At 32.9% G+C, this 22144-nt stretch carries 26 protein-coding genes; 9 read left to right on the top strand and 17 right to left on the bottom strand.

All coding sequences use genetic code 11. The annotated features are described in order from the left end of the window. Positions 1-54 precede the first annotated feature (54 nt). The 4 genes from Q6H37_RS04135 to Q6H37_RS04120 all read right to left on the bottom strand — a co-directional run bounded on the left by Q6H37_RS04135 (position 55) and on the right by Q6H37_RS04120 (position 3434). A complete protein-coding gene (locus Q6H37_RS04135; protein WP_318739319.1) occupies positions 55-780 on the bottom strand; it encodes a CPBP family intramembrane glutamic endopeptidase in 726 nt (241 codons plus the stop codon). A gap of 292 nt (positions 781-1072) precedes the next feature. Beyond that, positions 1073-1651 (bottom strand): flavodoxin family protein, encoded by a 579-nt coding sequence (locus Q6H37_RS04130; RefSeq protein ID WP_318739318.1) that lies wholly within the window; start codon positions 1649-1651, stop codon positions 1073-1075. Positions 1652-1711: 60 nt separating this feature from the next. Continuing rightward, on the bottom strand, positions 1712-2701 hold the full coding sequence (locus Q6H37_RS04125) for an NAD-dependent epimerase/dehydratase family protein (protein ID WP_318739317.1): 990 nt from the start codon (positions 2699-2701) through the stop codon (positions 1712-1714). A 316-nt stretch (positions 2702-3017) separates the two neighbouring features. Next, entirely contained in the window at positions 3018-3434 is a 417-nt protein-coding gene (locus Q6H37_RS04120) for an RrF2 family transcriptional regulator (protein ID WP_318739316.1), read from the bottom strand. Between the two features lie 107 nt (positions 3435-3541). On the opposite strand from Q6H37_RS04120, the gene Q6H37_RS29485 reads away from it, so the two are divergent. Next, positions 3542-3778 (top strand): hypothetical protein, encoded by a 237-nt coding sequence (locus tag Q6H37_RS29485; protein ID WP_412523927.1) that lies wholly within the window; start codon positions 3542-3544, stop codon positions 3776-3778. 665 nt (positions 3779-4443) lie between these two features. Here the strand turns inward: Q6H37_RS29485 and Q6H37_RS04115 are convergent. The 8 genes from Q6H37_RS04115 to Q6H37_RS04080 form a co-directional block, all read right to left on the bottom strand. Continuing rightward, on the bottom strand, positions 4444-4743 hold the full coding sequence (locus Q6H37_RS04115) for an antibiotic biosynthesis monooxygenase family protein (protein ID WP_318739315.1): 300 nt from the start codon (positions 4741-4743) through the stop codon (positions 4444-4446). 137 nt (positions 4744-4880) lie between these two features. Beyond that, complete coding sequence (locus Q6H37_RS04110) at positions 4881-6050, bottom strand: alpha/beta hydrolase (protein ID WP_318739314.1); 1170 nt, start codon at positions 6048-6050, stop codon at positions 4881-4883. Between the two features lie 209 nt (positions 6051-6259). After that, positions 6260-6700, bottom strand: a complete 441-nt coding sequence (locus Q6H37_RS04105; protein ID WP_318739313.1) for a DUF4345 domain-containing protein — start codon at positions 6698-6700, stop codon at positions 6260-6262. 125 nt (positions 6701-6825) lie between these two features. Next, complete coding sequence (locus tag Q6H37_RS04100; RefSeq protein ID WP_318739312.1) at positions 6826-7395, bottom strand: flavodoxin family protein; 570 nt, start codon at positions 7393-7395, stop codon at positions 6826-6828. Further along, the gene (locus tag Q6H37_RS04095) at positions 7392-7910 is read right to left on the bottom strand and encodes a PadR family transcriptional regulator (protein ID WP_318739311.1); all 519 of its coding nucleotides are present in this window, start codon (positions 7908-7910) and stop codon (positions 7392-7394) included. Before Q6H37_RS04095 ends, Q6H37_RS04100 begins: the two co-directional genes overlap by 4 nt. 182 nt (positions 7911-8092) lie before the next feature. Further along, the gene (locus Q6H37_RS04090) at positions 8093-8563 is read right to left on the bottom strand and encodes a Fur family transcriptional regulator (protein WP_318739310.1); all 471 of its coding nucleotides are present in this window, start codon (positions 8561-8563) and stop codon (positions 8093-8095) included. 119 nt (positions 8564-8682) lie between these two features. After that, positions 8683-9216: a methyl-accepting chemotaxis protein gene (locus Q6H37_RS04085; protein ID WP_318739309.1), complete on the bottom strand. Its 534-nt coding sequence runs from the start codon at positions 9214-9216 to the stop codon at positions 8683-8685. A gap of 13 nt (positions 9217-9229) precedes the next feature. Next, positions 9230-9718: a MarR family transcriptional regulator gene (locus tag Q6H37_RS04080; RefSeq protein WP_318739308.1), complete on the bottom strand. Its 489-nt coding sequence runs from the start codon at positions 9716-9718 to the stop codon at positions 9230-9232. A gap of 187 nt (positions 9719-9905) precedes the next feature. On the opposite strand from Q6H37_RS04080, the gene Q6H37_RS04075 reads away from it, so the two are divergent. The 4 genes from Q6H37_RS04075 to Q6H37_RS04060 all read left to right on the top strand — a co-directional run bounded on the left by Q6H37_RS04075 (position 9906) and on the right by Q6H37_RS04060 (position 12634). After that, complete coding sequence (locus tag Q6H37_RS04075) at positions 9906-10391, top strand: MarR family winged helix-turn-helix transcriptional regulator (protein WP_318739307.1); 486 nt, start codon at positions 9906-9908, stop codon at positions 10389-10391. A gap of 269 nt (positions 10392-10660) precedes the next feature. Next, positions 10661-10906: a hypothetical protein gene (locus Q6H37_RS04070; protein WP_318739306.1), complete on the top strand. Its 246-nt coding sequence runs from the start codon at positions 10661-10663 to the stop codon at positions 10904-10906. A gap of 35 nt (positions 10907-10941) precedes the next feature. Then, a complete protein-coding gene (locus Q6H37_RS04065; protein ID WP_318739305.1) occupies positions 10942-11220 on the top strand; it encodes a hypothetical protein in 279 nt (92 codons plus the stop codon). Positions 11221-11290: 70 nt separating this feature from the next. Beyond that, on the top strand, positions 11291-12634 hold the full coding sequence (locus Q6H37_RS04060; protein ID WP_318739304.1) for an MFS transporter: 1344 nt from the start codon (positions 11291-11293) through the stop codon (positions 12632-12634). Between the two features lie 122 nt (positions 12635-12756). On the opposite strand, the gene Q6H37_RS04055 is transcribed toward Q6H37_RS04060, so the two are convergent. Next, a complete protein-coding gene (locus Q6H37_RS04055; protein WP_318739303.1) occupies positions 12757-12957 on the bottom strand; it encodes a hypothetical protein in 201 nt (66 codons plus the stop codon). 156 nt (positions 12958-13113) lie between these two features. After that, a complete protein-coding gene (locus Q6H37_RS04050) occupies positions 13114-15090 on the bottom strand; it encodes a DNRLRE domain-containing protein (RefSeq protein WP_318739302.1) in 1977 nt (658 codons plus the stop codon). Between the two features lie 191 nt (positions 15091-15281). Here Q6H37_RS04050 and Q6H37_RS04045 point away from each other — a divergent pair, with 191 nt between their 5' ends. The 3 genes from Q6H37_RS04045 to Q6H37_RS04035 all read left to right on the top strand — a co-directional run bounded on the left by Q6H37_RS04045 (position 15282) and on the right by Q6H37_RS04035 (position 18477). Then, positions 15282-16367, top strand: coding sequence for a glycosyltransferase family 2 protein (locus tag Q6H37_RS04045; RefSeq protein WP_318739301.1), 1086 nt, complete (start codon positions 15282-15284; stop codon positions 16365-16367). A gap of 256 nt (positions 16368-16623) precedes the next feature. After that, on the top strand, positions 16624-17070 hold the full coding sequence (locus Q6H37_RS04040) for a MarR family winged helix-turn-helix transcriptional regulator (protein ID WP_318739300.1): 447 nt from the start codon (positions 16624-16626) through the stop codon (positions 17068-17070). A gap of 15 nt (positions 17071-17085) precedes the next feature. After that, positions 17086-18477, top strand: a complete 1392-nt coding sequence (locus Q6H37_RS04035) for an MATE family efflux transporter (RefSeq protein WP_318739299.1) — start codon at positions 17086-17088, stop codon at positions 18475-18477. Positions 18478-18629: 152 nt separating this feature from the next. Here Q6H37_RS04035 and Q6H37_RS04030 read toward each other — a convergent pair whose 3' ends face one another. Continuing rightward, the gene (locus tag Q6H37_RS04030) at positions 18630-19475 is read right to left on the bottom strand and encodes an SDR family oxidoreductase (RefSeq protein ID WP_318739298.1); all 846 of its coding nucleotides are present in this window, start codon (positions 19473-19475) and stop codon (positions 18630-18632) included. Between the two features lie 361 nt (positions 19476-19836). Here Q6H37_RS04030 and Q6H37_RS04025 point away from each other — a divergent pair, with 361 nt between their 5' ends. Further along, entirely contained in the window at positions 19837-20406 is a 570-nt protein-coding gene (locus Q6H37_RS04025) for a flavin reductase family protein (protein WP_318739297.1), read from the top strand. 125 nt (positions 20407-20531) lie between these two features. Here the strand turns inward: Q6H37_RS04025 and Q6H37_RS04020 are convergent, their stop codons facing one another. Further along, a complete protein-coding gene (locus Q6H37_RS04020; RefSeq protein WP_318739296.1) occupies positions 20532-20987 on the bottom strand; it encodes a hypothetical protein in 456 nt (151 codons plus the stop codon). Positions 20988-21007: 20 nt separating this feature from the next. Continuing rightward, positions 21008-21982 (bottom strand): hypothetical protein, encoded by a 975-nt coding sequence (locus tag Q6H37_RS04015; RefSeq protein ID WP_318739295.1) that lies wholly within the window; start codon positions 21980-21982, stop codon positions 21008-21010. Positions 21983-22144 lie beyond the last annotated feature (162 nt).

The following is a 22144-nucleotide window of genomic DNA, read 5'->3' as shown; positions in this document are numbered from 1 at the left end:
TTGTCCATTTTTCAAATGTTTGCATTTGAATTGGAATTATAATTCTAATTTCTATTATATCAATAGTGTCATATATGACACCACCTCTGTAAATTGAGCTAAGCAATGCACTAATATTCCTAATTTTAGAGAGTCTTTTTTATATACAAAATAGTATAATGGTAACATTGTAACAACCTTTGTAATAATAAGCCAAGGTGAAAAAAAATGGTAAACTGAAAATAGTATTACATTAAATAGAACACTATACTTTCCCATCCACTTCATTCGAGCTAGTAAGAATCCTCTGAAGTAAAGCTCCTCAATAATTGGTGCTATAAGTGTCATAATGAAGAAGCTTACTAAAATTGCTATGATGATATAATTTTTACTAAACAGACTCAGATCTTGGACAAAATTAAACCAACTTGGAATCCAACAAAATACAGTTTTTAATAAGTAATTTGAAAGTGGCTTTAAAGCAATTAAAAGTATCCCTCCTACTATAAACAATGAAAGAGAGTAAAGTATAAATACTTTAACCTTCAACTTACCATTTAAACCTAGTATTTTAAATATATTAAAAGTTCCTTCTTCCTTCTTTGCTACATAAAATAGATATCCAAGTTCTATAGGAATTGTTGAGAAAATCATAGAAAAACCTAATATAACTATATGGGGATATCCTGCTAAAATTCCCACCTTCGAAAAAAATATATACATAATGCATAACGCAATTCCAGGAAACAAATGAAGAAATATAAGTTTCCTTGTGCTTCTCATTTCTTTATCTACATTCATACGTCATTACTCCTTAAATTTTTGATTACCATAATATAGTAGCAAACTCAACCTTTCAGGTTTCGCAACCACCCCTGGGATCGTTACAAAAATTGGAAGTTTTTCGTTTGCTATTTACTGGGCAACAACATGTTTTTTGTAATCAATATATAATTAAGAATTATACAACCTAACAATACATTTTTCTATACCTGGCACTCAACTATTAGGAACTATAAAATACACTTAGGTGATTAAATATGTGTGACAAGATACGAAAATTAATAATTTATTTTTACTATATTGTATAGGATCATCGATTATTTAATTTTGCTAATAGTTCCGCCATATTCTCTCCGAGATTCTCCATATTGACGATCCCTTCTATATCACTTTCAGCTTCACCAATTTCCTTACCATAAACCATGTTCCAATATGTTGATCCCACCAAAAACATTTGATTCCATTGAAAAAAATGATTTATTGTATCAAAAGCATGAGTTGCGCCTCCACGGCGTACTGCCACTACAGCTGCACCTGCTTTGTGCTTAAAGAGATAATCATTTGCTCTTGAAACATAGCCTGCTCGCTCAATTAATGCTTTCATACCTGCAGTTACATCAGAAAAATATACTGGTGATCCAAGAATTATACCATCAGCAGAACTCATTTTTTCAATACACTCATTTATAATATCTTTATTATTAATACACTTTTGATCTTTACTTTTAAAGCAACCTAAGCAGGCATTGCATCCTGTGACAGTTTTTCCTCCAAGCTGCATAAGTTCGGTTTCTATGCCTCTCTTTTCCAATACTGAAAACACCCTTCTAATAGCAATAGCAGTGTTACCATCCTTTCTTGAACTTCCATTAATACCTATAACTTTCATGATATTTCCTCCCCTTTTACATTTCCAAACCTTTGTTGGAACATATTTATAATTACCTTGCTAAAAGTTTTCTTTTGAAAAATGTAATAAAACTTCATTAATTGCTTGTTCTGGTGAGATCGGATTATACCCTAATTCTCTTTTAGCTTTTGAAATGTTTATTCGCTCATCAGCTTCATAAAAATCCATTACATTTCCCACAAGCAATAGCGGTGGCTTATGAGTTATCTTGCTTTCTTCTTCCATTTGCACAGCCAATCTAATTAATTCTTCTTTTGTAATAATATTGAGCTTTTTTATATCAAGCAAAAGATCTCTGGCCATATTTATTATTTTTGTTGTAGAAATTGAAGATTCGGTTGCAAGTATATACCGTTCACCATTTTTCCCTTTCCGAGCAGCCAAAATCATACCTTTTGCAACATCCTTAGCATGAACAAAATTAAACGAAAAATTCGGGTCAAATGGCAGTCTGTTCTTTACAATAGTGTTAAGCAAAGCATTAGTTGCAGAAAGATGACTGTATGTATTTGTACCAATAATTCCAGAGGGTAAAATAGTTACCATCCATAAATGCAATTCTCCAGCTATTTTCCAAGCTAGCTTTTCTGCATCATTCTTAGCTTTATAATATGGGTTAGGGAACTCTGTACCCCATGATCCTTCATCCATAGGTATTTGGGTCCGATCCAGCGCTGCCATTGAACTTACATATACAACTTTCTTTACTCCGCATTCCGCAGCTACTTCAAGAACATTTTTTGTACCAATTAAATTTGCTTCTATAATGTCTTTTTCTGGATCTTCCGACCAGTGCTTAAATACTGCTGCAACATGATATAGAATATCAACACCTTCCATTGCTTCAATGAGTGATTTTTTATCCAGAATATCCGCATAAACCATCTCGCAGTCAAGTCCTTCAAATGGCTTCTTATTATGTATATTCCTCACACTTGCACGTACATTTTCACCTGAACTTATGAGTTCTCGAACAAGAGTGTTTCCCAAAAGTCCATTTGCGCCTGTCACTAAAGAAATTGTTTTCATAAAAAATACCTCCATAATTTTATTTTAATTTTTAGAAATTAAATTTACTATAATTCTGGATTGATTTATTGAATCGATAAAACCACTTTTCCTACTCATGTTCTAGTCATATCAATATCTTTTTGCTTTTTCAGCAATCAATTTTGTATTACCATCAAAAGAGTAAGTACATCATAAAAATTCTAAGCTCTTTTTCTTTCATATCAAATTATCCTCCTTTCATCATACTTAATATTTATTATATTCTATATATAAAGTATATATAGTTATAGTTATAAAATAGAACTCTTACTGAAAAAGAGTTCTTAATACACTACTATTTCATTAAATCCTGTATTGTAGTTTTGCTCAAAGATTCTTTCATAGCCTTTTCCGAATCAATCAGGCATTTTTGGACTTTAGATTTCAAAGTATCTATTTCCTTTCCTTGAATTTTAATATTCAAATCAGTTTTAAAAAGAGGTCTATCTTTCTCTAATATTACAAATATATCAAGTAATGTAATTTTAGAAGGTGATTTTGCCATTGTAATACCGCCCTTTGCACCTTCTTTAGTCATAGTTATCCCTGCTACATTTAAACTATTCAATATTTTAACAGTCGTAGGAGTAGATATCCCTAATCTCTCGGATATTGATTTTGTAGTAAAAAATTCATATTCACATTCTTCTTTCTTAGAAGCAATATATATTACTATTGAAATTGCTTGGTACATTGCTAATGAGTATGCCATACTTATCATCCTTTTATGCTTTATTAAACTATATATAGTATAGGTTAAGTTTATATAGTTGTCAACACTCTTTGCAATTTTCGTTTATCATCCTGCCCCTTAGCACAGTGTGTGTAGTATTAAATGTAAAGCCCAAATTCGATATTGATGAGAAATATAGTATCAAATCAAAGCTTCCTAGCGTCTACTCAAATACGAAAGCTATTGCTGAAAAGAAAACCTTAGAATCTAATTCCCCTAAACTGAAATCCATTGTAGTAAGATCCACACTAGTTTGGGGAAAGGGTGATACTTCAGTATTACCAAAAATAATGGATGCCGTTAATTCGAATCAGTTCATGTGAATTTCTGGTGGAAGTTATAAAATACCGACAACTAATGTAATGAATCTGTGCTTTGGTCTATTATACGCAAGCAACTTTAAAAACATACCAAGGTGGCTGGCATTAACTTTCGCTAAAATACTGGATATACACCACAAAGTATTTAAAACTAAAAACTCTTCTCCCATAGATGTTGAATTCATCTATACAATGGGAACGGCTTACACAGTCAATGACCAAAAGGCTAGATCCGATTTAAAGTACAAGAATATTATTGAAATTCAAGAAGGCCTTAAGCAGTTGAATTAACTCAATTAGCATGGCTGTTTTTGAAATTTATAAAGTGATTTAAGAATTTTGGAGAATTAGTAAGCTCAACCTTTCAGGTTTCGCAACCACCCCTAGGGTCGTTACAGAAACTGGAAGCTTTTGTTTGCCATATCTTATAGCTTGAAACTCAAAAGCTTTCTTTTACTAATATCTTGAATTTCTATAGATTTTTTTACATTTCTTTAAAGATACCTGACCTCTTTGTGGACTCACCTTCTATAAACTAAAAAAGAGATATTATTTTTAGACATAAAGCAACCCTCCAAACTTTGTGGGTTTGAAGGGTTCTAAGCAATTAGCACATCGATCCCCCAACAAATTCTAGTTTTTTTGTTTAGGGGGGGTATCGCCATATATTATTCATTTATAATGGTGTCCTCTTCAAAAATCCAGCGACCTCTTGGACATTCTAAAATAGTAGTGATTAACTTCACTGTTTCAGCGTTTGCATATTCATCCTTTATTCTATCAGCCAACGCACGATTTTCCCATTTACTGAAAACCAGTAAATGTTCTTTATTATCCTTATCGACCAATATACTATGAGAAATATATCCTTTAAATTTTTGCATATCACTCCATATTTGTCGTGTAATTTTTAGTCCCTCATCACCATTACCCTTTTTCAACCAAGTTTCCCAGACAACAGTTACCATAAAAATAAATCCCCCCATCCACAAATTTAAACATTTATTAATTTCCAATCCGTCTTTAGCATTTTCGTCAAATACTCTCCCATATATATTACTTCGATTCCAAGGCCGGTAAGTTTTTTTATAGATTCCTAAAAAAACTACTCTTCTCTATTTTTAATTATTTTTATCCATGAAATAATAGTATCAAGAACTAATTTAGGATTTCCAGTATTACAATGACTTGCTGCATTCTCTTTCTCAGTAAACATTCTGTATGTTAATGATTTTACATTTTTAAGACTATCAATAGCGTCTTTATATTTTTCTATACGTATTAAATGATCTTTTTCAGCACCTAATAACATAAAATCCTGTGTGATCTTATCTGCAACATCCCTATATTCATACTTATTTGCTGCAAGCATATAATCGTAAGGGTTGTTTACTCCCATATTATAAAAACCATGATGCATTGACCAATCTATTAAAGGTTCCTTCTTCATCTGGTTATACATTATATTATTTATAGTATCTTTATCATTTTGTCTTAGCAATTTTGTTAAAGTCTCTTTTTCTTTTGTAGGAACAGCTTCAAGAAGTAATTCAAGCATGTTAACACATACACTCCAAGCTACAACTCTTTTTATTCGGTTTTCAAACGCCGCCACCCTTGGTGCCAGAATAGCCCCCATGGATATACCTATTATTGTCACATCACTTAAATTGTAATAATCTAGTAAAGCTTTTACAGGCCTTTCCCATTTAATTGAAAATGTAATTCCCTGTTTCCTTAAGGGATTTCCCTGACCTGGACCTTCAAATAGATATACCTCAAATCCATTTTCTCTAAGATACAATAATGAAGGAAAGAATTCTTCCATATAGGAATCAAATCCGCCATGTATTAGAATTGTGTCTATACACTCCCCTTCAGGTATGGCATGTATTACTGGAAGATACCCTTGATCATATGGAACATGGTCAAACTTTAATATTCCAGATTGAAACAATTCATCATGATATCTATAAAACAATTCTATTGACTTATCATATGTTTTTATTTTATCTGGATTACCGTCATACATAAAAAATTCTGTCATTCTGAAATATGCAATAGCATCTTTTATTCTATCTTCCTTTAAAGCTTTTTTAGCAAGAGCCATCATTTCTTTTTCCCATGCTTTAATATCAGTTATTTTTTTAGCAAGTTCTAAAATTTCATCAAGATTCCCATTACTTACGTTGTAGGTTCGGTTTAATTGATAATTGAAATTAGGATTAGCATGTAATTGATATTCACCTAAATTGAACTCAACATTATTTTTCATATTAACCATCATTCCTTTCGTTGTACTCAAAATACAAAAAATATACTCTATATTAAAAAGAGATATTATTTTTCACAGTATCCTTTAATATTTAATTTTATTATATTTTGTCCCCATGCCATATATTCTTCAGAAACATTGATATAGTTTTTCTTCGTGGCAACGCAAGCTTCTACACATCCCGTAATACTCGTACCCTAAAGTATACATCATTTCAAGATACTCTTTTGCCACAACGTGAGAAGCGGAAAGCTAAATTCAAGTAGCACGAAAAACATGTACATATATGAAGGCAGTCCACACATTAATATGGATATCAAGCGACCAATTCCACCAAGAAAAAAGAAGATGGCAATAATACGAAGCGTGTTCTTATCCTTATCAACCCGCGGTATCATCCACAACATTATAATTCCGACACCTAACCATAATCCACTGTAAAAACGCATGTTGCTGTCTAGCATAAGAAGCCCTTTTGAATACCCCTGCTCAGCTGAAAGCCCATAATACCAATTAACCGCACCATAAGCAAATCCTAGATAAGCTGTGTATATGGCTAAAATCCCTATTAGAGCAAATATCAACTGCATGATACGTTTCGACATAACCTTACTCTTGATGTTCTTATCTATCATATTTACTTTACTCAAGTTAATTCACACTTCCCCTCTTATAAATTACAAAATAAAATCTATTATAATCCAACTATTTATCTCTTTTCTCAATTTAAGATAAATAAATTTCCTCGTATCAAAATCAATACTTTTTACAAAGGTTATTTTTGTATTATATCTTTTGTCAACTTATCAGCTACTTCCTTAGCTCTATCATTAAAATCAGGTGCTTCGCTTAATGGAATAGTATATTTTCCAATCAAATTGCATTTTAGTACATTTCTCATTGACCTATCGAAAATCTCCTTTGCAAGATCTGCATTTCCTTCTTCACTACCCATACATGTAATTAAAAGAGCAACCTTCTTTCCCTCAATTGATGATGTGTGGCTTGGAGAACCAAAATTTATTGTAAGACAATAATGCCTGTCAATAAAAGTCTTTAACTGTGAGGTGAAATCATAACAGTAAATAGGAGAAGCATATACAACAGCATCTGCCGATATCATTCGTTTAAATATCAATACCGCATCATCTTTCAAAATACATCCAGGCCCATCGTTATTTGCCATGCAAGCATAACACCCAATACATCCTTTAATAATATGGTCACTAAGTTGTACCCTTTCTACCTCGTGTCCTTGTGAAATAAGATTTCCTTCGAGCATGTCAAGAGCTTTCGCAGTTTTGCCGTTTCTTTTCGGACTTCCTAAAATAGTTATTATCTTCATAAAATTTCTCCTTTCAATTCCTTTAACAAATTATTGCTCCATTCTATTACGTAATTATAATAGCCGACTCCAAAAATCAATGTAGAAAATTCAAAAGTATCATATTTTCCCTTTACCTTGCTCTCAGCTTCATTAAATTTTTTATATACAGGCTCTACTTCATTAATAAAAGCTTTCAGCTTTTCTATTGCCTTTTCCTTGGGCAAAAACTTAAAGAAAAATATCTTTATAAGGTGGTCCGGCTTTGTCCTTGAAAATTCCACTGGCAGTTCAAGCCAATTCAAAAACTCTGATTTTCCTAACTCAGTTATAGCATATAATTTTTTATACTTTCCTCCTTCAACAATTTCCCGTAAACTTATAACACACTTAGCTTCCATTCTCTTCAAAGCAGGATATATACTTCCATAACCTGCATCAAAAAAGTTTGATGTACTTTCAGTCATTTTTTGCTTTAAATCATATCCACTCATTTCACCGCTCATTAAAAAACCAAGAATAATATACTCTAACATTTTCCGCCTCCATATGTATTTGTGATATATATCGAAATGATATATATAGTATACATATATATTAACTCGTCATAATGATATTGTCAATATTATTGATTTATTTAATTAAAAATGTGACTGTTAATATATTTTAAAATGTAACATAAAAAAAGCAGTAACTGGATTAACTTCAGTTACTGCCTTTACTTTTGCTGGCTATCTGCAATAAATGTAGATTTCTTTTTTAAGCACTGTGAGCATAAACCTTCAAAAGCTATGCTTTGCTCTGTAATATAAAATCCATACTTATTGCTAATTCTATCATTGAAAATACTTATAAAATCATCTTTTATATCTATAATAGCTCCACACTCTTTACATATAAAATGATGCTTGTGTTCGCTTTTGCTTAAAACCATCTCATAACGAGTTATGTTATCGCCAAAGGTTAATTTTCTCACTATTCCAAATTGATATAGTAATTCTAAAGTCCTATAGACTGTAGCCACACCAGTATCTGGATTTTTTATTCTAACATAATGATAAAGCTCCTCAACACTTAGGTGATTATCTTTATTCTCAAATAAAACTTGTAGTATAATCTTACGTTGATAAGTAAGAGTAATATCTGATGCTTTTAATTGTTCATATATGCTATCCAAATAATCATTCACAACACCATCTCCTATATGATTTCATGAATCCATTATAAAATTCCTATTTAAAATAACTATAAAAATTTTATAAAAATTTTATAAAATATTTAATAAATCTTCCTTGTATTTAATTCTCCTTAATCAGTCATTTTTTTTAATTCATCAAACTTGGTAAGTATACTATCCATTTCATTACTTACTTTAGAAAAGTCACTTCTAGCTTGTTGCACATCATTTAACCTATCCTTTAATTTTTCTATTTCAATACTTCCTTCCTCTGTCAAAGAATATATCTTTTTCAGTGTATCATTCATACTCAAGACTAATTCTTTTGTTCCAATAGAAAGCTTTTTAACTTCATCTGCAACTACTGAAAAACCTCTGCCAGCATCGCCTGCTCTTGCAGCTTCTATTGATGCATTAAGTGCCAACAAATTAGTTCTAGATGCAACATCATTTATTTTTGATGAGATATTTTCTATGTATTTTGTATGAGTTAAAAGCTCTTCAAAAGTTGCAATAAAACTGTTCATTGCCTCTCCTCTGCTGGCTACCTCCTCTGAAAAACTTATATTTCCTTTTGTTTCATTTAACAAATTGGATATAGTTTCAATACATTCTTTAACCTGTGTTTCTCCATTATTTATCGTGCTGTTATTCTCCTGCATCATCCCATTCTCCTCCTTAAATTTCACTTATTAAATCATCTAGAAAACTATTTATAGTGTTTAATCCTTCTTTATCATATTTACTTAACATTTTAACAAGTTTTTCATGTTTAACTTTATGGAGCATTTCGTGTATTTCAAATACTTCTTTTCCTTGTGCTGTCAGTGTATAATAAATTTCTTTTTTATTATTTTCCAAATGATTTCCTTTTATTAACTCTTTCTTTAACAGCTTATTAGTAATCTTAGATATGGCACCTTTCGTCATATTTAATTCCTTTGCTATAAATGTTGCATTAATCAATTGATTTTTTCCAATACAATCAATTACGTGAATTTCTGAAAACATTAATCCCATATCATAAAGCTCTTTGTGTTTATATTTGATCAACAAGTCCTTTATTTCATTATCATGACTATTCAACGAATTATTTATATGTTCAAAGGCGGCTATAAACTTATTTATTATTAAATCTATCTCAAATTTTACATTTTCTGTTTTCATAATCACAATCTCCTTTTAAAATTATTTTCCTTGGAAATAATCATATTATACCTTATATCACTAACCTATTCAATATTATTTTTCAAAAATAGTTTACCAGGAAATAATATTACGATATTATAATGTTGTTTCCCGGGAAATTAAATAGTGACTTGACAAAAGTGTATGGCAGCCATATACTATTGTCATGAATAAATTTGTAAATAACAAACATCAAATTGCAGATAATTCTTTGAAGTTAGCACTTGCCTTGGTTGATCTGGATAAAAAGACTCGCAACTACAAAACGGATGTGCCGATTTTTTACTCTGAAATACATGTAATAATGACTATTGCCGAGCATCCTGGCATTCATGTGGGTGGTCTAGCTGATATTCTAGGAGTAACAAAAGGGTCTGTTTCCGAAATTCTCAAAAAGCTAGAGAGAAAGGGTCTGGTTATAAAGGAAGTTGATGATCTTAATCTATCTAGATATTCATTGAATCTGACTGAAAAAGGTAAAAAGGCTCATAACAACCATATGCACTATCATGCTGTTATAAACAATATGGTTGAAGATGAGTTACAAAATGCCTCAGAACATGAATTGGAATTTTTGTCAAACTTTTTGTCCTCCTTGATGAACAAGGTTAAATTTTTCAGTGAAAATTTTGATGAATCAAGTGATTCTTAGACTCAGGTGGAGTTTGCTTGTGAGGAATACCTCTCTTTATCTGAGCCTTAGAAGAACTTATCCAGGCGCGTAGCAGTGCTTATCCCCCAGTTAAGTAGAGAGCCAAAATCTATGATTTTGTAGGAATCACTTACTCCTTCGACAATAGGAGAAGAAGTTTCATATAAAAGGATGGGAGTATTAGCAATGGTAGCGATGGGATAAAATTTTTAAGCAAGAGTATGGTAACCATACACCTTTTATCTATAATTAAGTTAGGAGGTGCTAACATGAAAAAGAAAAAATTATCAAAGTTATATATGGTCTCTAATAATAGTGAAGTGAGTGAGAGGAGGTATAAACAAGCACTTGAAGCTAATAAAAGGACTTTGTTGGCTATTTATAATTCTTTAGCCGCATACGTTCCCTTTGGCTTTTATCCCTATGAATGCCCAATATTTGAGCAAGTCAATCCTTCCAATAATAAATTGGAAAATAGTAAAATTGATAAGCTATTAAAAAAACAAGACGAATAAACAATTGTATCCAAGAGTATGGTAGCCATACACCTTTGCCTGTAATTAAGTTAGGAGGTGCTAACATCAAAAAGAGCAAATCACCAAAGCTATATCTGACTTCTGATAATAGTGAAATGATTAAGCGTAAGTATAAACATAAAATACTTGAAGCTGATGAAAGAAGTTTATGGGCAATCTATAATGCTTTAGCCGCCTGCGTTCTCTTTGGTTTTTATCCATATGAATACTCAATATTTAAGCAAATCAATCCTTTTAATAATAAGCTTGAAAATAATGAAATTGATAAACTCCTAAAAAAGCAAGATGAATAAACAATTGCATCAAAGTGTATGGTATACATACACTTTTTACCTATGATTAATGTAAGGAGGAACTATACTAATGAATCAATTAAGAAACAAACATGAAAAGAGCCTAGATTTATATTCAAAAAGAGCTACATCAATAATGCTGATAATCGGAATTACATTTATTGCAGCGAATTTGCGTGCACCTTTAACAGCGGTTGGCCCGTTGGTCAATCAAATTCGTGGCAGCTTGCATATTTCAAATACATTGGCGGGCATGATTACAACCCTTCCATTATTCGCTTTTGCAGGATTTTCACCTTTCGCTCCAAGATTGGCGCGAAAATTTGGCACTGAATTGGTGCTGCTTTGGTCACTTATCTCTCTGACATTTGGAATTATATTACGCTCATTGTTTGGTGGGGTTGGACTATTTCTTGGGACAGCAATACTTGGATTGTCCATTTCTGTTGGCAATGTGCTGATACCCAGCCTATTCAAACAGAAATTCCCCAAACGAATCGGTGTGATGACGGGCATCTATAATGTTTCTATGGGCCTTTTTGGGGCGATAGCATCTGGTATCAGTGTCCCCGTTGCGGCAGGATCAGGATTGGGATGGGGTGGAGCGCTAAGTATTTGGACTGCACTTAGTTTCTTATCCATTATCTTCTGGATACCTCAAATAACACGGAGAAGGCAAGAAACGTCTATTGCTACGAGAACGGTCGGTAGTAACATTAAAGCAAAATCCAAACACGTCCACGAAGAAAAAAATGAAATGGAGAGTGTTAAGGGCGAAGTTATTAATAAGGCCAATCTATGGAAATCTCCTTTGGCATGGCAGGTAACGGTATATATGGGATTACAGTCGATGGTGCTCTATTGCATGGTTGCATGGTTGCCGACTATTTTGATCCAGCAGGGTATGGATTCAAGCAGAGCAGGATTTATGCTCTCTCTTTATCAACTAGCATCGCTCCCCATAGCGTTTGTGGGTTCTATCCTTGCTGGGCGTAAATCCAATCAACGTCCATTAGTTATCATTGCTTCTCTATGTGTTTTGGTTGGACTTTTAGGGATATTCTTCGGAGGGACAGGGCTTACATTCCTATGGGTGATTATGATTGGTAGTGGAGGAGCACTTACTTTTTGCCTAGCTATTATATTTTTCAGTTTTCGTACGAGAAATGCAGATGAAGCGGCAAGGCTGTCCGGCATGGCACAATCAATCGGATACCTGCTTGCTGCTTTTGGACCGATGCTTTTTGGGTTTCTACATGATTCGTCTAATAACTGGGCATTGCCACTCATTATCCTAATTGGACTTGCCGTTTTATGCTTGTTTGCTGGGCTTGGCGCATCACGTGATTTATATGTTAGTACTGCTATGGACAATGAATCAATACCTAAATTTTCTACTTCTAATAAGGATTAAATTACAAATTTATCATGGTAGAAGTGATTTACCACCTTAAAATTCCAGCAAACCTAACTTATACATCTTGGAGATTCTCGCCTTCTGTGGTATTACTACATCCTCATCAGAGCAACCTGAAATTAGCTCTGTAATTGAATTCGCTTGCGAGGAAGCTGCTTTAAATTTACTCCAGTAGTGTCAAATATATTTCCAGGAGCAGTTATATATTTAAATTCATATACTTGGGCAGCTACTAGACTCATTCTAGTATTAACTTTTTCATATGTTTCTAATTTAGATGGAAACCCAGTAGCTGCATCAAGATAAGCAACTTCTTTCATGTTCGTTGTGGCAGTTCTAGTATCTAATTTAGTGATACTTTATAAGTTTTATAAACTCTTTTTAGAGTTTTACCATCTTCAGTTTTTTTATTTCCCTCTGCAGTCCACTCTGAGGATTCATATTACCAGCTTGGTTATGAAAAAGCAACAAACTTTTTAAGGGTTTACAGTTACTCCAAGTGGTAGAGTACCTACTGGAATAGTAGCTATGACAATATTGCTAGTTCCATCAATTACTGAGACATTGCTACTTGCATTATTAGACACATAAATTTGATTTGTTGCCGAATTCACACCTATCCCACTTGGTTCACTACCCACTTCTATAGTAGCTATCACAACATTAGAAAGCCCACTAATAACCGAAACATTTCTGCCACCATAATTCCCCGCATAAATTCTATTCATTATAGAATTCACCGCTACGCCTCTTGGTTGAATACCTACTGGCACATAAGTTATCACAATATTGCTAGTTCCATCAATTACTGTAATATTATAGCTGCCCCAATTTGCTACGTAAATTTGATTGGTTAATGGATTCACACATACGCCTCTTGGTTGAGTGCCTACTGATATAGTAGTCATGACAATATTGCTATTTCCATCAATTATTGAAATATTGTTATCTCCATAGTTTGCTACATAGATTTTATTTGTTGAAGGATTCACACTTATAGCATACGGTTTAGTCCCTACTGTTATAGATTTTAAAATACTATTACTCTTTCCATCAATTACTGATACCTTATTTCTATAATAGTTTGTCACATAAATTTTATTTGTTGCTGAATTTACACTTATAGCATATGGTGTATAACCTGCTACTGGAGAGGTTATAACAGTATTGGTATTTCCATCAATTATTGAAATATTATTATCCGTATAGTTCGCTACATAAATTCCATTTGTTGCCGAATTCATACTCACACCCATTGGTGAATTACCTACTATTACTGAAGACACAACAGTATTGGTATTTCCATCAATTATAGAGAGTTTACCACTGCCCCAGTTTGATACATAAATCCTATTAACAGAAAAACTTGCTCTGGCAGGTCCAGTTGAGCCTACTGGACCTGTAGGTCCGATTGCTCCAGTTGGTCCGGCTGGACCTGTGGCTCCGATTACTCCAGTTGCTCCAGCTGGACCTGTAGCTCCGATTACTCCTGTTGGTCCAGCTGGGCCTGTGGCTCCGATTGCTCCTGTTGGTCCTATTGAACCCGTGGCTCCGATTACTCCAGTTGGTCCGGCTGGGCCTGTTGCTCCGATTACTCCAGTTGCTCCAACTGGGCCTGTTGCTCCTATTGGGCCCGTGGCTCCAATTACTCCGGTTGCTCCTTTTGGACCTGTGGGTCCTATTGCTCCTGTTGCTCCTTTTGACCCCGTAGCTCCGATTACTCCGGTTGCTCCTTTTGGACCTGTGGCTCCGATTGCTCCTGTTGCTCCGACTGGGCCTGTGCTTCCGATTGCTCCTGTTGGTCCTATTGGACCCGTGGCTCCGATTACTCCAGTTTCTCCTTTTGGGCCTGTGGCTCCGATTGCTCCAGTTGCTCCTTTTGGGCCTGTTGGTCCGGCTGGGCCAGTTGGACCTTCTGTGCTATATTCTATAGCTATGGCAGGTCTTTGCTCTATGATTGCCCATTTTGATGACCTATAACCTATTATAGTATCAAATAAATTTTCCAGTCCAATTAAAGTTATTCCATTGTTATCAATTATATTGTAAAACCACTTGACAACTATGCTTGTTATATCCATGCTAATAAATTGATTGACATTATCATCTATTATATTAATAAAATGCGGTGTGAAACTTATTTCTGGTGCATTACTCCAGGTAACTGTTTTTTCTGAAAAGTCACTTGTATTTATATATACGCTGACACGCTGCGGTGATTTAAATATATCAGCTCCATCTTTCCTATAAACAAACAATTTCAAAACAGCTCTTTGTATAATACCTCCTGATGGAATTACATTGTCTAAGTTAAATTTTAATAAGCTTCTATAAATATCTTGAGCTTGATTATAGTTTCCAGTGAACAAAACTTCTGAGTCATTAAAGTTTGTAGTTTTGTAATATTGTGATATATATACATTATCTGTAGGATTTACTTTTACAATTGGCATACAATCCTCTCCTATTTTTATTTAAATCTATGTTTCCTTTCCACTTTACTACATTGTAATCTATAAAAGTTTTAAAATACTTTTTATAATTCATTATATAATTTTTTATAAAAGCATGTGTTAAATTCACATCAAAACAGCTAATTCATATTATAAATAAAGTAAATGATATTCTAAAGGTGTGGTTTTCAATGATTACAATTAGCCTTTGCATGATTGTAAAAAATGAATCTATAAACTTAAAAAACTGTTTGGATTCCATAAAAAATGTTGTGGATGAAATAATAATTGTGGACACAGGTTCAACAGATAACACAGTAGAAATAGCTAAAGAATATTCTGATAAAGTATTTTCCTTTGAATGGATTGATAACTTTGCTGCTGCAAGAAACTTTTCCTTTTCTAAGGCCTCAATGGATTATATACTATGGCTTGATGCAGACGATGTATTACTTCCAGAAAACAGTGAGAAATTATATCATTTGAAGCACTCTCTTTCTCCTTCGGTAGATGCTGTATCTATGCAATATCACTGTGATTTTGATGATTATGGAAATGTTGCTTTAAATGTACGACGTACAAGACTAGTAAAAAAATCGAAGAATTATCAATGGGATGGTGTTGTTCATGAAGATTTACTAATAAAAAGTTCTGACTTTTATGACAGCGATATAGTAGTAACCCATAGAAAAATTAAAGGTACCACTAATCCTGACCGAAATCTTAAAATTTATGAAAAGTTGCTGTTAAGCGGCAAGGAATTTACCTTACGTGATACACTGCACTATGCTATGGAACTTCATCATCACAAATTATACCAAAAAGCCACAGAATATTATCTGAAATTTTTGGAGATGAATGGTATTACAGCAGAAGACTGTGTATATGTTTGTTCCAAGCTAGCTGATTGTTATTATCAGTTAGGGGACCGAAAAAAAGAACGAGAATATATATTTAGGTCTTTTGATTATGATTCTCCCCGTCCAGAGTTTTGCTGTCGTTTAGGTTATGCATTTTTAGAAAAAAATCAGTTCTCTCAAGCTGCGTTCTGGTACAATCTTGCTATTCAATTACCTCAACTAAATAATAATTGGGTAGTTCAGAATCAAATTAGCAGTACCTGGTTGCCTCATATGCAGCTCGGTCTTTGCTATTATCAAATGGGTGAATATGAGAAATCTTACTATCACAATAAAATAGCACTATCTTATAGACCCAATGACCAGGATATCATAAACAATATAAAGCTTTTAGAAGAATTAATAGCTAAGAAATAAGATAATATTTTTATTATATCCCCATTACAATAATAAGGCATACCTAAAATATATCAAAGGTTCCTACTTTGTAGCCTTTAATATATCCTTTTTTCTATTTATCCTGTTAGCAAGCTCAGCCAACCAAACGACCCTTGGGGGCATTAATATGTATAGTTCAATGTCTTTCTAGTATCTTGACAAATAGAAATTAAAAGCATAAAATTTAGTTAGAATTCTTACTTTAAGTATTCTTACTATCTGAAAGGTGATGTTTATGGCAAAAGATGAATTTCAAGAAATACACGACCTATTATTTAAAACTATGGGCTTATTCCATACAAAATTTATCCGTAAATTTTGCACAGAAAGCCCAAAGCATCCAGAACTAAAAAAAAATCATACTGCAATCATTGGGTTCCTTTATCAATATAAGGTTCTTACTGCAACAGAACTTTCAAAGATGCTTAATATAGAAAAAGGCAGCTTAACTACATTGATTGATCAATTAGAAGGATTAGGTCTTATTATTCGCTGCAATGATACTAATGACCGACGAAAAGTACTTATATCTCTCACAGATGCTGGAAAAAGGGAAATGGAAGGTATGATGAAAATCTCCATTCACCGTATGAGCGAAATTCTAAGTACTGCAGATCCTAATGAACTAGCAAAATTTACTGACAGTCTCAAATATGCTGTAGAATTTATGCAAAAATTTTAAGAAGGTGAATTAAAAATGGATAACACAAATGAACTTAGAAATGGAAAAATTGGTAGTCTATTATGGAAGTTTTCATGGCCAGCTGTTATAGCTATGCTGGTAAATTCTATGTATAACATTATTGATCGTATATTTGTAGGTCGTGGTGTTGGCCCACTTGCCATTGCAGCCACAACTGTAGCCTTTCCAATTATGCTTACTCTTCTGGCAGTATCCGCATTAATTGGAGTTGGTGCTACATCACTTATTTCCATTCGATTAGGTGAAAAAAAACCAGAAGAAGCTGAGAAAATAGCTGGAAATGCTGTAGTATTGTTGGTTTTATTACCTTTTTGTATTAGCATTATTTATTTTCTTTTTAGCACTCCTATTTTAACTTTTTTCGGTGCAAGCCCTAAGGTTTTGCCTTATGCTAAAGCTTTTACCAATATTATAATGATGGCATCATCTTTAGGCTCTATAAGCATGGGAATGGTTAATTTTATTAGAGCTGAAGGTAATCCTAGGATGTCCATGTATACTCAAGTAATCGGAACCATTATCAATGTAATCTTAAATTACCTTTTCGTTATGAAATTAGGTTTTGGAATTAGAGGATCTGCTCTTGCAACTGTCTGTGGTCAGATATTTTCATCTATTTGGGTGTTAAGTTATTTTCTATTTGGCCCTAGTATTGTAAAAATAAAGTTAAAAAATCTCAAGTTGAAGAAAAACTTAGTTATTAGCATTATGTCTATTGGTTTCGCTCCTTTTGCAATGCAATTAGCTAACAGTCTTCAAAATACTATCTTGAATAAAGCATTAATGAGTTATGGTGGAGATATGGCATTATCTGCCATGGGCATTGTTGGAAGTATAGCCACATTGATGTTTATGCCTATTCTTGGCATTAGCCAAGGTGCTCAGCCAATCATTGGCTTTAATTATGGTGCAAAGGAATTTACCAGAGTAAAAGAAGCCCTGAAAAAAGCAGTTATTGTTGGTATAATTATAGCAACATTCAGTACTGTAGTAGTTCATTTATGGCCTACTCAAATTGCCAATATGTTCATTAATAATAATCCTAAGCTGACCCAATTAACTGCTCACGCAATTTGTATCTTCTTTTTTATGTTTCCTGTGGCTGGTTTTCAAATTGTCTGTTCCCAGTACTTTCAGGCAGTTGGCAAACCAATTCAATCCACAATTCTGGGGTTATCCAGACAATTGTTCTTATTGGTTCCACTATTATTGATATTACCACACTTTTGGGGTATTGAAGGTATTTGGAGAACTCCACCTATAGCAGATATTCTGGCTTCTCTTATAACTGGAATTGTTGTGTTTTTTGAAATGAAACATATAAAAGAGAATGAAAAAGAACAGCTTCAAAGCAGTACCTTTGATGGCGCTGTTGTTGAGAAATAAGTTTTTCATACACTAGAAATGTATACAAAGTTATTCGAAAATAAATATCTAAAAAAGGAGTGGATTACACCATGTATTGGTTTGTAATCCACTCTTTGTTTTTTGATTTAAAGTTAAATAATGTATATCGAGTGTCCCTAAAATGCAGTAAATCATTCATTAAAATAGTGACCTTGCTCCAAATCCGCAATCAAACCTGGTTGTGTCGGATTCCACCCCAAAATCTCTTTTGTTTGTGCAACGTTTCCTGGCATTACACTTGGGATATCTAATGAAACCAACATACCGAGAAATCCGAAATGAGCATTTGCTTCTTCATGGGAAATGCTTACCACTGGAAGGTTTAAGTGTTTTCCGATAGTACTTGCAATTTCTCGGAAAGGAATTCCTTCGTCACCTCTTCCGGTAAAACTTGAACCAGCTGGTGCTTTTTCAATTGCCATACGAAAAAGCTTAGCAGCATCAAGCCTATGAATAGCCGGCCAGCGATTAGTTCCCTCTTCAACATATGCAGATACTCCTTTTGAGCGCGCAATATTGATAAGCTGTGGAATGAATCCATGGCTATCTGCGTCACTATGCACGGACGGTGCAAGACTAATGACAGCAGAACGAACTCCTTTATCTGCTAAAGCTAATGTAGCCTTATCCGAGTTTTCTCCATTAGCATGAGAAGTGGTCACAAATGGTTTCCCAGTATCCTTAAGGATTTCACCTATTGTGTTAATTACATTTAAATCAATGGCAAGTGACCCTGCGAAATCCGAAAAATCATGTCGAAAAGCCATATGAATAACACCTTCTGCCATGGAAGCCCCTTTACAAAGACATTCCGTATCTTCAAGAGTCCCAATCAGTGCTTCTGCTCCAACATTTTCTAACTTCTTGGCACCCTCTTTTGAACGTGTTAATCCAATTACTTCATGTCTAGCCTGAATCAGTTCTTGTACAACTGCTGAACCGATATAACCTGTTGCTCCTGTTACAAAAATACGCATAATAATTCCTCCTTCTAGTCGGAAGCACCGAGTAGTTTAACCCACTCGTTAAAGGTTGTTCAGACCTTTAACCTCCTTAATCTGTTGATTTTCTTTAACAATTGTAGTATAAACTATATAGTTAACTCTAATGCAAGTCATTTTTGGAGGGATTCATATGAAGATTCAAGAATTAAATGAACATGCAGCATTATCATCATAAAGTAAAATTATCTCAATTAACATAACTATGTAGGTCACAAAAATGTGCCTACTTGTTGTTATTTTTCTTAATAAATATAATAATAATATAAACATAATAAAAGGCTATGTATAAATGAGATAGTTTTATACTTAGCTAATAATTTAAGAGGTGAAATATATGAAAAAAGATCTAGGTAATAAACTTTTCCTTTATCCTACACCGGTTTTGGTTGTAACTACTTATGATAATGAAGGTAAGCCAAATGCTATGACTGCTGCTTGGGGAGGTATCTGCTGCTCTGTTCCACCTTGCGTTGCCATTTCATTGCGTAAAGCTACTTATACTTATAACAGCCTTATGGATAAAAAAGCCTTCACAATAAATATTCCTTCAGAAAATTATGTTAAAGAAGCTGATTATTTTGGCATGGCATCTGGAAAAAATGAAGATAAATTTGCAAAGACTGGACTTACACCAGTAAGAAGCGAATTTGTTGATGCTCCTTATATAAGTGAATTCCCAATAAATATAGAATGTAAGATTATACAGATTAATGAACTTGGTCTGCACACTCAATTTATCGGCGAAGTTATTAATTTCAAAATGGATGATACCATACAGGAAAAAGGCAATAACCCAATTATAGAACAAATAAAACCTCTAATATTTGCACCTGACAGCAGAAATTATTATGGCGTTGGGAAACAGATTTCTCAGGCATTTTCTGCAGGCAAGGATATAAAATAAGTAATTAATGACTGATAAAAATACTGACACCCACAGAAATCCCACATATAGTTAGGGGCGTTCTGTGGTGTTCTATTTATTTACAAAAAATAAACCTTCATTTTATATAAAGATAGTCCCTTTATCTATATATAATATTGTATAAATTTTTCTTTATAAGGAATCAATTCATCAATGTTGAATTCTACTTGCAGTAATTTTGTTTTTTTCTCTAATTTATCAATAAATAGTGCATAAAAATCACTAAATGTTGGATAGGCAAATAATCCATATCCTTTTTTTGATATGACTTTGTTGACTTCTCTTATTTTATCAGGTAAGAATTCATATTCAAACTCGTCTAGCTCCTCAAGTTCTTCTTCTGAACCTAGTTCAATGTTGTTATTAAACTCATAATCTAAAATGTAGTTCACAATTTCATAATTATGCTCACCTTTATAATCAATGCATAGAAATCTCTTTGTAGATATTCCATGTTCTAATATAGCCTCATGCAAATCCATTTCCTCTGAATGACCTAAAATAGTTTGTATATCTTCGCTATCTTCAAATATAAATCTTACTATATCTATGTCTGGCATATTTATTCCTCCAATCATTATTATTTAAACAACTCACCATATTTGTTTGGTATATATTCAGGATAATTCTTGCGATAAAATCCGTCTATAAGCAGCAATAAATCATCCCATTGTGGATATGGTTCTGCGTCTTCTATTACCATTTTTGCTTCTGGTGTATTCATTAATAGATCATCAAATTCTTTTGGAACAGGTAATTCTGTTCTTTTTCTTACATATATAAGGAATAAGATTTCAAATGGATAGAATCCATATTTAAAGTCTCCAAATTCAAATGACTGACCTATTTCAGATGCTAATATTGAATGAAACAATGACATTTTATTAATTAATTCCTCAAGTTCTTTCACATTACAAGTTGTCCAACTTTCCAGTACTTCTCTATAAATACCGAGTTCTTCAGGTATTAACTTGTATTGAAGTTTCAATTTATGAAGATTTTCCTTAATTACAATATATAACTTTTCATTAGTTCCACAAATTGTCTTATGTCTATACTGAAGATATAACTCCAGCAAAAACCATATGTGCTTATTTAATTCATTTATATCTAATCTATTTTCGTTTATATGATTTACAATGAAATCATACAATATATTTTCTTCTCTTTCCCACCCAAACATTGTAAAATGAATTAAAGCTGTTATTACTTCTTTAAAAGTATATTCAGGCATCATATTAGGATAACGAGTTTTATAAAGTTCCTGAACTATACACTGATAAAACACTACCATTTGAACATGTTTCAATTGTTCTACCTTGTTTTCACCGTTTATTAACACATCTTTTTTCCATTTTGATAGATAATTTAATGATATTGTATCTAAATCTATTAATAAGATATGATCTTTATCAATATTATTTTCTTCAACAATATTGATAATTTCATCCTTGATTTCTTCATAATCATTATCAATATCTTGCAATCTAGTTTCATTATCAAAGTTTCTACAATATCTTTTAAAGGCCATTCTAAATTTTTTAGGGTTTAACATAATAATATACCTCCAAAATCATAAAGTATTCGTTATTAAAGTTAAAATTTATTCTTTAGTATTAGGATTTTTATAGCACCAGCTCTCATCATAACCCCTGAAAGTGCCATTATTGTTCTATAACTCCTTTTAATTATTTTAAACTATTAAGCACTTTTATTA

Origin of the sequence: Clostridium sp. JS66, assembly GCF_033561535.1 — a bacterium.
In the GTDB taxonomy this organism is placed as follows: Bacteria; Bacillota; Clostridia; order Clostridiales; family Clostridiaceae; genus Clostridium_AM; species Clostridium_AM carboxidivorans.
The sequence above is the reverse complement of the archived record's forward strand: the minus strand, read 5'-3'. Positions and strand labels throughout refer to the sequence as shown.